Here is a 14,318-nt window from a genome sequence, read left to right as displayed (position 1 = left end):
TAAACTTTAGTATGCATTTATTCTCATACTAATGAGGGATTTCAAAAAGACGTTACGTATATACAATAATACGTAAGCATGTATGAAATCTTTAGTATGGGAGGAAAAGCATGAAGAATTGGGTGAAGTTTCGAATCGCACGTCCAACTGATCAGTTTGAAGAGGTTACAACATTTTATGAAAAAGGATTAGGTTTAAAACGTATAGGTGAATTCTACGATCATAAAGGTTATGATGGGGTCATGTTTGGACTCCCAGATGAAGAGTATCATTTAGAATTTACAAGACATATAGATGGGAGTCCTTGTCCAGCTCCGACAAAAGATAATTTACTTGTATTTTATATGAGTGAAGATAGTGAAATAGAAAAAGTGAGTAAAAGGCTACAGGAAATGGGATATGATGAAGTCGAACCAGAAAACCCATATTGGAAAGATAAGGGGATAACAATAGAGGATCCAGACGGTTGGAGAATTGTGTTGATGAAAATAGAAGAACAAGGTTTCAAATTATGATAAGGTAAAATTAAAGTAGCTTCCTTCTATGTAATAAAAATAGAAGGAAGCTTTTTATTTTGGTCTGAAAATTTTGATTTGACAATCAATTATGAGGGGATGTAAATTGAGAACGTGTATTCTTATAAATTTGATAGTGTTGCCATTCAAAAGGAATGTATAAATAGGGAGGGTTTTTTACCCTTTTCGGCAAGAAGACTCCATCTGATTTGTGTTACGGGTGAAACCAAATAATTCAGGTGGAGATGAATTGCCGTCAGAAGGCAGACCAAACATTTTTTTCATTCATAACAATTTTTCGATAGCGAACGTTCGTTTTTTGTCTTGCGATATAATCTGCCCTTAGATAAGGAGGGAGTATATTGTAAGATAACGAAATTAGATAATCATAATCATTCGGTTACTTCAGCCAAAAGGAATTATGATGAAGACCATGTTCACATTTTGTCCCGTTTCGTTCCAAATATTGATTTGGCAAAAATAATTTTAATAATCCCTCTGAGAAAGGTGGTGAAACAATGGCTAGAAAGAAAGCAGTGAAAGTATTACGTAAACAAAAGAAAAGAGAAACTATGCAACGATTCACGCAGAAACAAAATATCGGACGAGCTTGCTTGACTGCAAAAGAATTTCGTTTACTTCAGCGCATGTCGCATAGTTCAAAAGCATTGCGAAATGTAGGACTGTATACCATTAAACAAAGTTATCTGAAAAATAACAAGATTGCTACTGTAAAAGAAGTGGACACCGCCATGCAAGCTGATATGAACTACTGGGGCATGCAATCAAACTCTGTTCAAGCGATTCGTAGAGCCTTATATGCAGAAGTGAAGAGCTTTTTTAAAGGGTTGGAACAGTGGAAGAAAAAACCTCAAACTTTCACAGGTCGTCCGAAGTTCCCGCATTATTCTCGTTCCACTGACAAACGAATTATTGAAATCTATCAAGTGCCAAAAGTGGATGAGAACGGATATTGGATCATTCCAATGAATGTTGCATTCAGAAAAAAATTTGGTTCTATTAGAATACGTATGCCTAAAAACTTAAGAAATAAAAAAATCTCCTATATTGAGATTGTACCGAAGCAAAAAGGTCGGTTCTTTGAGGTGCATTACACATATGAGATGCACGTTTCTCAAATGAAGAAACCATCCACGACTACGAGTAACGCTTTGAGTTGCGATTTAGGTGTAGATAGATTAGTAAGTTGCGTGACAAATACAGGTGATACATTCTTAATTGATGGGAAGAAATTAAAATCCATCAACCAGTACTTCAACAAAACGGTACGTAATCTCCAACTGAAAAATGTGGAAAACGGACTTTCTAAACGAATTGTAACGAACAGAATGGCTGCACTTTGGTATAAACGAGAACGACAAATAAATGGTTACATTTCACAAACTGTAGGCTTGTTGTTTAAAAAAGTGAAAGCATTTGGCATAGACACAGTTGTCGTAGGGTATAACACTGGTTGGAAACAAAAATCTGATATGGGAAAAAAGAATAATCAAAAGTTTGTTCAAATTCCCTTTCATAAACTGATTGCGGCAATTGAGAATAAATGTATAAAAGAAGGTATCCGATTTTTAAAACAAGAAGAAAGCTATACTTCTAAAGCTAGTTTCCTAGACAAAGATCCTATTCTTGTTTGGTCTAAGGATGATAGGACGCATTATTGCTTTAGTGGCAAACGAATCACTCGTGGTCTGTACCAAAGCAAAGCAGGAACATGTATCCATGCTGATATTAATGGTGCGCTGAATACATTGGAAAAATCAAGAGTTGTAGAATTGGATGAAAGTCTTAAAGTGAAAACGCCGATTCTATTAGAAGTGCAAAAACGTAAGGCTGTTGCTTCGTGCATAGCTTAGTGGGTGCGTCAACCATCCATGTGTACTCGACTTGTCGGGGCTTGTAGCACACGCCAGATTCATCTGAGCGGTGGCTTCTTCTGTAAGGAAGAATTGCTCTTTTTCGAAAGGGTGGTGCAAGTGGGGGAACGATTATTCGTTTTAAATACCAACCAGAAACATACTTGGGGTGTTACCATAAGGTGGCATGAATGCTAGAGCGTCAAACTGTCTAGCGATAGACGAAAAGACCTAGCGTTTGAACTCAAGCCCCCACTGAAACGCTTTATCTCAGTGGGGGTAGTTGACTAGCCGGAAGACAAGATATATCGGTAGGTTATCAAGATATTATAGAAATTATTGATGGTTACCCAAGAGCGACATTAGCGGTGTTAGATAGGGCAGGGCATAATTTGCAAATTGAACAGCCTGAATTATTCGAGAGTTTAGTAGGAGAATGGATTAGACGAACAGATCAGCAAAGTTTATAAAAAACGAATGAATATTTTCAAGGAGGAAGTATGAATACATATATTTATATGGTTAGGCATGGTGAATCACCAAAATTAGAAGGGAGTGAAAGAACACGGGGATTAACTGAAAAGGGAAGTTTAGACGCTCATAGAGTAACGGATATATTAAAAACAGAGGAAATTGATACTTTCATTTCAAGTCCGTATAAAAGGGCTGTGTTAACAATAGAAAAAACAGCCGATTTCTATGAAAAAGAAGTATTAATATATGAAAATCTCAAAGAGTGCATATTTTTAAGTGAGGATCAGATTATATCAGATAAAGAAGTGTATCCACTTGTAAAGAAGATGTTCTCTAATCCGGACTTTGCAAGAATGGAAGGAGAGTCGTATGCAGATTGCCAGAGAAGAGTAGTGAAAGTATTAAAGGAAATATTAATGGATTTTCAAGGGCAAAAAATTGTAATTGGCACACATGGGCTTGTAATGACATTAATGATGAACTATTTTGATAAACAATATGGTTTTGAATTTTCAATAAATACGTCAAAACCGGATATATATAAGATGGAGTTTAAAGAAGAACAATTAATGAATGTAGAGAGATTATGGAAAGCTGAATAAAATTAGTTGCATGGATTTTGTTGTAAAAGTTACTTTTATAGCAAAGTCTTTTTTATTTCAATAGAAAGCATCTTTATCAACTATTTTTAGAATGTTAAATCAATAAGTAATTATTCAGTATTTGAATAAATTATGGGGGAATTGGTTTAGGGAAACAATTTTAAATGTGTCAAAACTCCAAACGTTGGATTTATATTCAATAGGAGAAAAAGATGTAGAATTTTGTCTTACAGTCCCCGTTTACTTTTCATTTCATTACATATAGGCTTTGTGGTGTAAGGGGGGACATCACCTTTACGCAAAATCTATAAGGAGGTCATTGTGATGAAAAAGATTAAAAAGTTTGCGGGAGTTGCTTTAGCGGGGACGATTGGATTAAGTGGACTACTGTTTTTAGAACCAAGTGTAAGCGTTGCGGAAGCACAGCAAGTGAAAGTGGAAAATTTCAATACAATTGATGTAACGATGAATTTAAATGAATTGTATGTATTAAGTGGCAGAAGCATTGATATTCTTTCTGGAGATAAAGAAGCAATTCAGCTAAATAAATACACAATTCGTTTTAGTAAACCAGGGAAGTATGTGGTTAAAGTAAATGGCTGTATTTATGACGATGTATATACTTTTATTGTGAATGAGTAGTATGTATTCTTAAATTATGAAATAAAAAAGAAACACCCTATTTGCGGTGAGAATCGTAAATAGGGTGTTTGATTTGTATTAAGTTGTAATTTAAATATGTTCACTAACTTTATCTTTGTTTTGTAAAGTATGTAAAAGTGTTTGAAACACCTTAAATGATTGCTGGAAGATTGGACTTTGAATAAAGGTGTATAGAAAAGTTACGATAAAAACAGGACCACCGAGCATAAATCCAATAACTAGTACAACACATTCTACAATGATTCGAGCACGACTAATAGACAACCCTGTTTTGTCGGAAATAGTAAGCATGAATCCATCACGAGGTCCAGCACCAATTCCAGCCGCAACGTACATACCTCCCCCGATACCTGTAATGGCAATACCAGAAAATAAAATGAGTAAGTTTATCCATAAATAATTAGTAGCGTTTGGAAGAATATTTGATTGTAAGAAAAAGTCCATAATAGGACCGATAAGTAGTGCATTTAAAAATGTGCCCACATTTATATATTTTCGATCTACTAGTAAAGAAATGAGAACGAGACATAATCCGCATATGACGCTCCACGTGCCAATGGTCCATCCGAATTTTTGGTAGAGGGCCATATTTAAAACTTCCCAAGGATGTAACCCGAGGAATTTAACTTTGACTGCAAGAGCATTTCCAAGGCCAAAGAAAATTAATCCTAAGAAAAAAAGAAAATAGCGAAAGAGGGTTAGTCTCATCTTTCATACCTCCTATATTTTATAATTATGAATGTTACATGTTAAAGTTTAAATGTACAAATGTTATGACTTCTGTTGATTTATTTAAATCTTTAAAAATGTAAATGGAATATATACTTTCAGAGTCAAAAAAGTTAAAAAATTTCGTCTTAAGGATTATAATGAAGAAAGAAATATAAAAGGGAGTGAACAAATTTGAAACAAGAGCTTATTGAAAGATTTACGAGATATGTAAAAATTGATACGCAATCAAATGAGGAAAGCCATACAGTTCCAACAACACCTGGGCAAATTGAGTTTGGTAAATTATTAGTGGAAGAGCTACAAGAAATTGGGTTAACAGAGATAACGATGGATGATAATGGTTATGTAATGGCAACACTTCCGGCTAATACGGACAAGGATGTTCCCGTAATTGGCTTTTTAGCACATTTAGATACAGCAACAGACTTTACAGGGAAAAACGTAAAGCCACAAATTCATGAAAACTTTGATGGTAATGCGATTACGTTAAATGAAGAGCTAAATGTTGTGTTAACGCCGGAACAGTTCCCAGAATTACCATCTTATAAAGGGCATACGATTATTACAACTGATGGTACAACACTGCTAGGAGCAGATGATAAAGCTGGTCTTACAGAAATTATGGTTGCAATGAATTATTTAATACATAATCCGCAAATTAAGCATGGAAAAATTAGAGTGGCATTTACGCCAGATGAAGAAATCGGCCGTGGACCAGCTCATTTTGATGTAGAAGCGTTTGGTGCATCATTTGCTTATACGATGGATGGAGGTCCATTAGGTGGCTTAGAATATGAAAGCTTTAATGCTGCAGGTGCTAAGTTAACGTTTAACGGAACAAATACACATCCTGGGACAGCGAAAAATAAAATGCGTAATGCAACTAAACTTGCTATGGAGTTTAATGGGCATTTACCAGTAGAAGAGGCACCAGAGTATACTGAAGGATACGAAGGATTTTACCATTTACTCTCTTTAAATGGTGATGTTGAGCAAAGCAAAGCATATTATATTATTCGAGATTTTGATCGTGAAAATTTTGAGACACGTAAAAATACCATTGAAAATATTGTGAAACAAATGCAAGAGAAGTATGGGAAAGATGCAGTCATTTTAGAAATGAATGACCAATACTATAACATGCTTGAAAAAATCGAACCGGTGAGAGAAATTGTTGATATTGCTTATGAAGCAATGAAAAGTTTAGACATTGAACCAAATATTCATCCAATTCGCGGAGGAACAGATGGATCACAATTATCATATATGGGATTACCAACGCCGAATATTTTCACTGGTGGTGAAAACTATCACGGTAAATTTGAGTATGTTTCGGTAGATACGATGGAAAAAGCAGTTCAAGTTATTGTAGAAATTGCAAGACGATTCGAAGAACAGGCTTAAAAAAGAACCAAGTAGTACGGATGTGCTACTTGGTTCTTTAGTATAAAACTCGCCACAAATAAAAAGTTGCGTAAGACTCCCAGTTGATCCAATTTGCCGCAAAATCTTTTATTTCATGTTTAGTCGGTTTACTTTCGGAACCTGTTATGCATTTAATTGCATTGTGCAAGCCGACATCGTCAATGGGAAAAGCGGAAGGAAATCGTAAACAGCGCATTAAAACATAGTTGGCAGTCCACGGTCCTATGCCATGTATAGCAGTTAATTGTTTTTCAGCGATTTTTATATTTTGTATTTGTAGTAAAGATTCTTTTGATAGTTTTCCTTCTGTAATAAGCTTTGCAACCCCGATTAAATATTCACATTTTCTAGTCGTCATTTTTAACCTTTTGAGTTCCTCTATATGTAAATGTGCAATCGTTTCAGGAGAAGGGAATATCCAATGTTTTCTATCGTCCCATTCTACATAACTTCCAAATGTCTCGACTAATCTTCTTTTTAGCGTATAAGCATATGTGAGGTTAATTTGTTGACCGATAATTCCCCAGGAAAGTGCCTCAAATAAATCAGGAATACCTAAAGTTCGAAGTCCATAAAACTTTTGAATAGGACCTCGAAGGAGTGGATCAAGTCTAGCTAATTGATAGAAGGGAGCCAAATCAGTATTTAAATCAAACCATTCAGTTACATAGTTAGATACAGCGTTGCATATCCACTTTTCAGAAATATAGGATTCTCCTAAAAAACGTATTTGAATAGTATCATCCGTATTCATACTAATCTCAACTAAAGGATTTACATCGTGAACAGGGATAACTTTATAAATTTTGTTATCTTCAATGTGAAACATACATTCATTGTTAGAGCGGGATAGATAGCGCAAATTTTCTTGGAAACTAAATTCTGTTGGAACTGCTAAAGTTAATGCGTTATTATATTTTGCTGTCATATGAATTCCACCTGTAACTTTTCTAATGTAAGCAATTTTTTCTTCATTTCTAATCCACCCCTAAATCCGGTTAGTTTCCCATTCTTACCAATAACGCGGTGACAAGGAATAGTAATAAGGAGAGGGTTAGCAGCAATAGCAGAAGCAACGGCGCGCACAGCTTTAGGTTTTTGAAGTCTTTCAGCAATTTCTGTATAAGAATATGTGTTTCCATAAGGAATTTCACGTACCGTATTCCAAACAGATAATTGAAAGTCAGTTCCGTAAGCATCGATAGGGAATGTAAAAGTTTCTCGCTTGTTTTCTAAATACTCGATAATTTCTTTCGTATATATTTGCAAGTAATCTGGACTATGGATCAATATATGATGGGGTAGTTTTTTTCTAGCCCATATATTTAATTCTTCAAAGTTTTCGTTTTGTGATCCAATGAAGCATAGTCCATTTTCAGTTGCAGCAATATGAAAATGCCAATTTTTATGTGTAAGTAGTGTCCAATATATATAATTATTTTTGTAGGAACTCATTATTGTATCCCTCTTTCATTTCGTTCTTTTTTCGATATTTAGTAGGAGTAAATCCGGTTTTCTTTTTAAATAAAGTTGCGAAATACTCCGGGTTTTCTATCCCGACAGCAGTACTAATTTCTTTAATAGATTGATTTGTATTTGATAGATATTCTCCTGCTTTAACAATCCTGAATTGTTGTAAATATTCTATTGGACTTATTCCTGTTATTTTTTTGAAAGTACGTTGCAAATGAAAGGGGCTACCATGGCACATTTCCGCAAGTATGTCGAGAGTTAATAATTCGTCAAAGTGCTTTTCAATATAATTTTTAATTTGTTCTACCCACTCTTCATTAGGTAAAGTGAGCCCATGTGGTTTACAACGTTTGCACGGGCGAAAGTTTTCACTTAATGCTTGATTTGCATGAAGAAAAATTCGTACATTGTTTTTATTCGGTATTCTTGATTTGCATGACGGCCTGCAAAAGATGCCGGTTGATTTCACGGCATAAAAGAATTTGTTATCATAGGAAGAATCATTATGAATAATTGCTTGCCAATGCTCACTTGTTAACGTAAACCCTTCATTGTGCAAAGAACATCACCTCTGAAATTAGTATAACCTGAATCATGTACGTATGTATGTATTCACAAATGTAAGAGCAAGATTACAAAGGTGAAAATATGATTGTTTTTCTATTTTGTGATAGCATGAAATTTGGAAATAAACATCAAGAGGAGGGCTATAAATGAAGTTAATTTCGTGGAATGTAAATGGTTTACGTGCAGTTATCGCAAAAGGTGGATTTTTAGAATATCTCGAGGAATCTAATGCAGATATATTTTGTCTACAAGAGATTAAATTACAAGATGGACAAATCGATTTAAATCTAGAGGGATATTATACATATTGGAATTATGCTGTGAAAAAAGGATATTCAGGGACGGCTATATTTACGAAAAAAGAACCAATTACTGTTACATACGGTTTAGGAATTGAAGAGCATGATCAAGAAGGACGAATTATTACTTTAGAGTTCGAAGATTTTCACATGATAACTTTATATACACCAAATTCAAAACGAGGATTAGAACGATTAGATTACAGAATGAAATGGGAAGATGATTTCAGGGCATATATCAAACGATTAGGTGAGAAGAAACCAGTTATTTTTTGCGGTGATTTAAACGTCGCTCATAAAGAAATTGATTTGAAAAATCCAAAAAGTAATCGTAAAAATCCTGGGTTTTCTGATGAGGAAAGAGAGAAGTTTACATGTATTTTAGAAGAAGGATTTATTGATACATATCGTTATCTATATCCTGATCAGGAAGGCGCATATTCGTGGTGGTCGTATCGAATGGGAGCAAGAGCAAAAAATATTGGATGGCGTTTAGATTATTTAGTTGTTTCCGAAAGAATGAAAGACCAAATAACAGAGGCGAAAATTAATAGTGAAGTAATGGGATCAGACCATTGCCCAGTTGAATTACATATAAATTTCTAAAAAAAGAAGTATCCACCTAACGTTAGGCGGATACTTCTTTTTTAATTCAGTTTGTTAAAATTTTTCAAATCTTTCTTGAAATAATTGCATATTAAATATATACTTAGTAACGATAATCATTATCAATGAAAAGGATTATCAATGGATGAGGTGTAAAAGAATTATAGCTTAGGGGAAGTGAATGAGAATGAGTTCTGGATAGAATTATTAATCTAATGAAATATATATGTAAGATAAGTTTCATATAGTTAAATTTTATTGAGAATATAGTTTTGAAAATTCGAGAGGAGATATATATAAATGAATAAGAAGTTATTTACATTAGGGATGGTTACAGTTTTAAGTGTAGGACTAGCAGCATGTAATAGTGCGGATAAGACTTCAGGAGAGCAGAAGCAGCAGACAAAAGCTACGGAAACGAAAAAAGACGAAAAACGAAAAATTACATATTTAGGTAAAGAATATACAGTGCCAGCAAAAGTAGATAAAATTGCGACAGCTAGTTTAGAGTCAATGGAAGATGCAGCAGTACTTGGAATTAAACCAGTTGGTGCCATTACTGTTGGTGGTAAATTACCGAAGTATCTTGAAAAAGATTTAGAAGGTGCGAAATCTGTTGGTGAGAAAATGGAACCAAATTTCGAAACATTACTTCAATTAAAACCAGACGTTATTACATCAAGTACGAAATTCCCAGCAGAAACAGCTGAAAAGTTTACGAAAGTAGCTCCTACATTCCCGGTATCACATGTTTCAACAAATTGGGAATATAACTTAAAGTTAATGGGAGAATTAACTGGTAAAAAAGATAAAGCAGAAAAAATTATTAAAGATTACAATGCGGATGCTGAAAAAGCAAAAGCAAAACTAGGAGATAAGTTAAAAGACAAAAAAGTCCTTGTAATCAGACTAAGAGCAAACGAATTATTCTTATATCCAGAAGGAGTGTACTTCAACCCTGTAATTTATAAAGATCTTGGATTAACTGCTCCAGAACAATTGAAAACTGTAAAAGCACAAGAGAAAATTTCATTTGAAAAACTTGCTGAACTTAACCCGGATTATATTTTCTTACAATATGAGACAACTGAAAATAAAAATCCGAAAGTGCTAGAGGAAATTGAAAAGAATCCAATTTGGCAAAGTATGAATGCTGCGAAAGAAAAGAAAGTATTTGTAAACGTTGTTGATCCAATGGCACAAGGTGGTACTGCTTGGAGTAAAACAGCATTCTTAAAAGAAGCAGTGAAAAATTTATCTAAATAATATAATAAGTAAGGTGCGTTGAATGATATGCAGAAAACAAATGCAGTACCAGTAACCATATTATGTATAGCACCCATACTCATCTTATTTACAGTTATACTTTCTATTTTGTATGGGGCAAAAAGTATTGATGCTGAAACAGTGTGGAACGCATTATTTCATTTTGATTCAAGCGATGTAAATCATAATATTATTATTACTTCACGTTTACCAAGGGTAATTGCAGCTCTTTTAGTTGGAGCATTTCTAGCCATATCAGGAGCACTTATGCAGGGGATGACAAGAAATTATCTTGCATCCCCTTCTATTATGGGTGTGACGGATGGGGCAGCCTTTGTTATTACACTTTGCATGATTTTTCTTCCAGGAATGTCCTCAATTGGCATGGTTTTATGTTCAATGATTGGTTCCGCACTCGGAGCCGGTATTGTGTTTGGTTTTGGTTCGCTTCTTCAAAATGGCTTATCACCAGTTCGGTTAGCAATTATAGGGACAGTTATTGGAACGTTTTTAAGCAGTGTATCTGCTGCAATGGCTTCATATTTCCAAATTTCTCAAAATGTTAGTTTTTGGTTTAATGCAAAATTAGATCAAGTCGATCCTAATATAATTAAAATCACGATACCTTTTGGGATAATTGGAATAGTTTTAGCTCTGTTAATCTTAAAATCTATTACGATTCTTTCTTTAGGAGAAGAAGTTTCTATTAATCTAGGACAGCGTACAAAACTAGTTAAAGCGACGGCTATTTTATCAGTTATCTTTTTAACAGGAACTGCGGTTGCTTTAGTGGGGAAAGTTGGTTTTGTAGGTTTAATTATTCCGCACATTACTCGCTTTATAATTGGGGTAGATTATAAGTGGATTTTACCATGTGCAGGTGTTATTGGTGGTGTTTTTTTAGCATTATGTGACGTTTTAAGTAGATTTGTAAACTATCCATTTGAAACGCCAATCGGAGTCGTAACATCTTTAATTGGAATTCCTTTCTTCCTTTATTTAATCCGTACAAGAGGAGGAGAGAGACATGCTTAAAAGCTCAAGTCAACGTTTTGGAATGACGATGGGGATTATTATATTTTTAATACTATGTGCTATTTACATAAGTTTAACGAATGGAACGTTTGATATTACGATTACAGATGTATTTAAAACACTCCTTAGAATAGATCCAGTGCCAGACCATGATTTAGTTATTTTTGAGTTTCGTCTTCCGCGCATTGTAATTGCTGGATTAGTAGGATTAGGTCTCGGCGTTGCCGGTGCTGTAATTCAAGGGATTACGAGAAATGGATTGGCGGACCCAGGTATTTTAGGCGTAAATGCCGGAGCAGGAACAGCCATCGTTATTTTTATGTTTTTCTTTCAAGGACAATTAAAAAGTACAGACTGGGTTTCTATTATGATGATGCCAATGTTTGGTTTAGTGGGCGGATTAGGTGCAGCTATCATTATTTATCTGTTTTCTTGGAAAAACGGTAAGTTAGATTCGCAGCGTCTTTTATTAACAGGGATTGCGATTGGATCAGGATTTGGAGCCTTTTCTATGTACTTATCACTCAAAATGAAGTCAACTGATTTTGAAATGGCTGCAGTATGGGTGTCTGGAAGTATTTATAATGCAAACTGGAAATATATTATTGCTATGTTGCCATGGCTTATTATATTAATTCCTCTTATACAAAAGAAAGCTTATTTATTAGATTTATTTCAATTGGAAGAAACGAGTATTACAAGTTTAGGTGTTTCAGTAGAAAGAGAGAAATCAATTTTACTACTAAGTAGTATTGGACTTGTGAGCGCATGTGTTGCTGTTTCAGGAAGTATTGGTTTCATTGGACTAATGGCACCGCATATAGCGAAACGACTTGTCGGTATTCAGCATAAGCATATCATTCCTACGTGCGGAGTAATCGGAATGTTCCTTGTAATTGCTTCAGACTTTATTGCAAAAACAGTTTTCACACCTGTAGAGTTACCAGTTGGAATCGTTATTTCTATTGTCGGTGTACCTTATTTCTTATATTTACTTTATAAGGCGAAAGCGTAAGAGGAGGAATAAAAGTGAGTATTTTAAGTGCAAAAAATTTAGAAACAAGTTATGAAAAGCTTACAGTGTTTCGCGATTTAAATGTGGAAATACAAGAAGGAAAAGTAACGACAATTATAGGACCAAACGGGTGCGGAAAATCGACACTGTTAAAAACAATGGGAAGAATTTTAAAGCAAAAGAGCGGTAAAGTATATTTGCAAGGACAGGATTTACATACAATTCCAACGAAAGAAATTGCGAAGCAGTTAGCCTTACTCCCGCAAACTCCAATTGCGCCAGGAGAGCTGAAAGTAGAAGAATTAATTTCTTATGGACGTTATCCACATCGAAATAATGTAAATAAGTTAACTTCAAAAGATAAAGAGATGATTGACTGGGCATTAGATATAACGAAAACTTCTGAATTTCGAACGAGACAAATTGTAAATTTATCAGGCGGTCAACGGCAAAAGGTATGGCTAGCGATGGCGTTAGCACAAGAGACAGAAGTGTTACTACTAGATGAACCAACTACATATCTTGATATGTCTCATCAATTAGATGTATTACAAATTGTAGAAAAATTAAACAAAGAGCATAATTGTACGGTCGTAATGGTACTACATGATATTAACCATGCAGCGAGGTTTTCAGATGAAATTATTGCAATGAAGGAAGGGGAAATCGTTACAACTGGTAGCCCAGAAGAAATCATTACAAATGAAGTGTTAAAAGAAGTATTTCATATTGATGCACGTGTCATGATTGATCCGTATAATGGGTCTCCTGTTTGTTTTGGATACGATAGCGTTGTATCTCAAGAAGAAAAAGTAGAAATATATGTAACAAGCTAGAAAGGGGGGATATAAGATGAACAATACGATTGAAAAACAGCAGATTATAACATCTAATACAGAGCAGTGGAACATGTATTCAAAATTAGAAGGTCAGGAATATCAAATTCATATTTCAAAGCCGAGACAGCCAGCACCAGAGTCAGGATATCCTGTTATATACGTATTAGATGGCAATGCCTTTTTTCAAACATTCCATGAAGCAGTTAAAATACAATCAGTTAGAGCAGAAAAAACAGGTGTTTCACCAACCATTATAGTAGGTATTGGTTATCGTATTGAAGAGGCATTTTCAGGTGAAGAAAGATGTTATGATTTTACGCCTAGCGTAATTTCAAAAGATGCGGCTTTAAAACCAGATGGTAAACCTTGGCCTAAAACAGGAGGAGCACATCATTTCTTTACTTTTATTGAAAAAGAATTGAAGCCGCAAATTGAAAAGAATTTTGAAATTGATAAAGGAAAGCAAACACTATTTGGGCATTCTTTAGGTGGTCTATTTGCTTTACATATATTATTTACAAACGTAAATGCCTTTCAAAATTATTTTATTAGTAGTCCATCTATTTGGTGGAATAACCAATCTGTGCTTGAAAAAGAAGAGAATCTTATAAATGAATTAAACAATGCAAAAGTTAAAACAGGAGTATTTCTTACAGTTGGTTCACTAGAACGAGAGCATATGGTTGTAGGTGCAAACGAATTATCAAAGCGCCTTCTTCAGGTAAAACACGATCAGTTTAGATTTACGTTTTATGAGGCGGAAGGGGAGAATCATGCATCTGTTGTGCCGACTTCTTTAAGTAAAGGGTTGAGATTTATTAGTCATGTATCCAGTGATTAAAAGGCTAGTGATTGGAGTGAATCCACATTTTTAGGTTAGTTAATAAAGTGATTGTCTAATAAAATGCAAACGCAAGGCTATGGGGAAATTCT

15 protein-coding genes and 1 pseudogene are annotated in these 14,318 nt (G+C 34.5%); 12 read left to right on the top strand and 4 right to left on the bottom strand.

What is annotated here, in order from left to right; all coding sequences use genetic code 11:
* Positions 1-110 precede the first annotated feature (110 nt).
* From DN390_RS09160 to DN390_RS09130, 5 genes and pseudogenes are all read left to right on the top strand, one after another.
* Positions 111-515, top strand: coding sequence for a VOC family protein (locus DN390_RS09160; RefSeq protein WP_147807224.1), 405 nt, complete (start codon positions 111-113; stop codon positions 513-515).
* 518 nt (positions 516-1,033) lie between these two features.
* Complete coding sequence (locus DN390_RS09150; RefSeq protein WP_147807223.1) at positions 1,034-2,389, top strand: RNA-guided endonuclease TnpB family protein; 1,356 nt, start codon at positions 1,034-1,036, stop codon at positions 2,387-2,389.
* Positions 2,390-2,676: 287 nt separating this feature from the next.
* Positions 2,677-2,859, top strand: a pseudogene (locus DN390_RS09140) (alpha/beta fold hydrolase); the annotation flags it as partial.
* Between the two features lie 30 nt (positions 2,860-2,889).
* Positions 2,890-3,465: a histidine phosphatase family protein gene (locus DN390_RS09135; RefSeq protein ID WP_147807222.1), complete on the top strand. Its 576-nt coding sequence runs from the start codon at positions 2,890-2,892 to the stop codon at positions 3,463-3,465.
* A 324-nt stretch (positions 3,466-3,789) separates the two neighbouring features.
* Positions 3,790-4,107 carry a hypothetical protein gene (locus DN390_RS09130; protein WP_147807221.1) on the top strand — a complete coding sequence of 106 codons (318 nt, stop codon included), beginning with the start codon at positions 3,790-3,792 and terminating at the stop codon, positions 4,105-4,107.
* 90 nt (positions 4,108-4,197) lie between these two features.
* Here DN390_RS09130 and DN390_RS09125 read toward each other — a convergent pair whose 3' ends face one another.
* Positions 4,198-4,836, bottom strand: a complete 639-nt coding sequence (locus DN390_RS09125) for a YczE/YyaS/YitT family protein (protein WP_147807220.1) — start codon at positions 4,834-4,836, stop codon at positions 4,198-4,200.
* Between the two features lie 195 nt (positions 4,837-5,031).
* Between DN390_RS09125 and pepT the strand changes: the two genes are divergently transcribed.
* Positions 5,032-6,264, top strand: a complete 1,233-nt coding sequence (gene pepT, locus DN390_RS09120; protein WP_147807219.1) for a peptidase T — start codon at positions 5,032-5,034, stop codon at positions 6,262-6,264.
* Between the two features lie 37 nt (positions 6,265-6,301).
* On the opposite strand, the gene DN390_RS09115 is transcribed toward pepT, so the two are convergent.
* The 3 genes from DN390_RS09115 to DN390_RS09105 are packed head-to-tail and all read right to left on the bottom strand — an operon-like array spanning position 6,302 to position 8,317.
* Positions 6,302-7,213: a DNA-3-methyladenine glycosylase family protein gene (locus DN390_RS09115; protein ID WP_147807218.1), complete on the bottom strand. Its 912-nt coding sequence runs from the start codon at positions 7,211-7,213 to the stop codon at positions 6,302-6,304.
* A complete protein-coding gene (locus tag DN390_RS09110; RefSeq protein ID WP_147807217.1) occupies positions 7,210-7,740 on the bottom strand; it encodes a methylated-DNA--[protein]-cysteine S-methyltransferase in 531 nt (176 codons plus the stop codon). The genes DN390_RS09115 and DN390_RS09110 overlap by 4 nt, the downstream gene beginning before the upstream one ends.
* On the bottom strand, positions 7,721-8,317 hold the full coding sequence (locus DN390_RS09105) for a bifunctional transcriptional activator/DNA repair enzyme AdaA (protein WP_147807216.1): 597 nt from the start codon (positions 8,315-8,317) through the stop codon (positions 7,721-7,723). Before DN390_RS09105 ends, DN390_RS09110 begins: the two co-directional genes overlap by 20 nt.
* A gap of 154 nt (positions 8,318-8,471) precedes the next feature.
* Here DN390_RS09105 and DN390_RS09100 point away from each other — a divergent pair, with 154 nt between their 5' ends.
* The 6 genes from DN390_RS09100 to DN390_RS09075 all read left to right on the top strand — a co-directional run bounded on the left by DN390_RS09100 (position 8,472) and on the right by DN390_RS09075 (position 14,226).
* Positions 8,472-9,230: an exodeoxyribonuclease III gene (locus DN390_RS09100; RefSeq protein WP_147807215.1), complete on the top strand. Its 759-nt coding sequence runs from the start codon at positions 8,472-8,474 to the stop codon at positions 9,228-9,230.
* A 300-nt stretch (positions 9,231-9,530) separates the two neighbouring features.
* Positions 9,531-10,496, top strand: a complete 966-nt coding sequence (locus DN390_RS09095) for an iron-hydroxamate ABC transporter substrate-binding protein (protein WP_147807214.1) — start codon at positions 9,531-9,533, stop codon at positions 10,494-10,496.
* 27 nt (positions 10,497-10,523) lie between these two features.
* Complete coding sequence (locus tag DN390_RS09090; RefSeq protein ID WP_147807213.1) at positions 10,524-11,531, top strand: FecCD family ABC transporter permease; 1,008 nt, start codon at positions 10,524-10,526, stop codon at positions 11,529-11,531.
* Complete coding sequence (locus tag DN390_RS09085) at positions 11,524-12,546, top strand: FecCD family ABC transporter permease (protein ID WP_029439532.1); 1,023 nt, start codon at positions 11,524-11,526, stop codon at positions 12,544-12,546. The genes DN390_RS09090 and DN390_RS09085 overlap by 8 nt, the downstream gene beginning before the upstream one ends.
* 14 nt (positions 12,547-12,560) lie before the next feature.
* Positions 12,561-13,382 (top strand): ABC transporter ATP-binding protein, encoded by an 822-nt coding sequence (locus tag DN390_RS09080; RefSeq protein WP_147807212.1) that lies wholly within the window; start codon positions 12,561-12,563, stop codon positions 13,380-13,382.
* 16 nt (positions 13,383-13,398) lie between these two features.
* Entirely contained in the window at positions 13,399-14,226 is an 828-nt protein-coding gene (locus DN390_RS09075; protein ID WP_147807211.1) for an alpha/beta hydrolase, read from the top strand.
* Positions 14,227-14,318 lie beyond the last annotated feature (92 nt).

Origin of the sequence: Bacillus sp. SH7-1 (assembly GCF_008042405.1) — a bacterium.
GTDB lineage: Bacteria > Bacillota > Bacilli > Bacillales > Bacillaceae_G > Bacillus_A > Bacillus_A thuringiensis_N.
This window is presented reverse-complemented; position numbering and strand designations above follow the sequence as displayed.

Bases quoted from the DNA above. Each gene is read 5' to 3' on its own strand.
- DN390_RS09160 (WP_147807224.1), top strand. From the start codon at position 111: ATGAAGAATTGGGTGAAGTTTCGAATCGCACGTCCAACTGATCAGTTT.
- DN390_RS09150 (WP_147807223.1), top strand. From the start codon at position 1,034: ATGGCTAGAAAGAAAGCAGTGAAAGTATTACGTAAACAAAAGAAAAGA.
- DN390_RS09135 (WP_147807222.1), top strand. From the start codon at position 2,890: ATGAATACATATATTTATATGGTTAGGCATGGTGAATCACCAAAATTA.
- DN390_RS09130 (WP_147807221.1), top strand. From the start codon at position 3,790: ATGAAAAAGATTAAAAAGTTTGCGGGAGTTGCTTTAGCGGGGACGATT.
- DN390_RS09125 (WP_147807220.1), bottom strand. From the start codon at position 4,836: ATGAGACTAACCCTCTTTCGCTATTTTCTTTTTTTCTTAGGATTAATT.
- DN390_RS09115 (WP_147807218.1), bottom strand. From the start codon at position 7,213: ATGACAGCAAAATATAATAACGCATTAACTTTAGCAGTTCCAACAGAA.
- DN390_RS09110 (WP_147807217.1), bottom strand. From the start codon at position 7,740: ATGAGTTCCTACAAAAATAATTATATATATTGGACACTACTTACACAT.
- DN390_RS09100 (WP_147807215.1), top strand. From the start codon at position 8,472: ATGAAGTTAATTTCGTGGAATGTAAATGGTTTACGTGCAGTTATCGCA.
- DN390_RS09095 (WP_147807214.1), top strand. From the start codon at position 9,531: ATGAATAAGAAGTTATTTACATTAGGGATGGTTACAGTTTTAAGTGTA.
- DN390_RS09090 (WP_147807213.1), top strand. From the start codon at position 10,524: ATGCAGAAAACAAATGCAGTACCAGTAACCATATTATGTATAGCACCC.
- DN390_RS09085 (WP_029439532.1), top strand. From the start codon at position 11,524: ATGCTTAAAAGCTCAAGTCAACGTTTTGGAATGACGATGGGGATTATT.
- DN390_RS09075 (WP_147807211.1), top strand. From the start codon at position 13,399: ATGAACAATACGATTGAAAAACAGCAGATTATAACATCTAATACAGAG.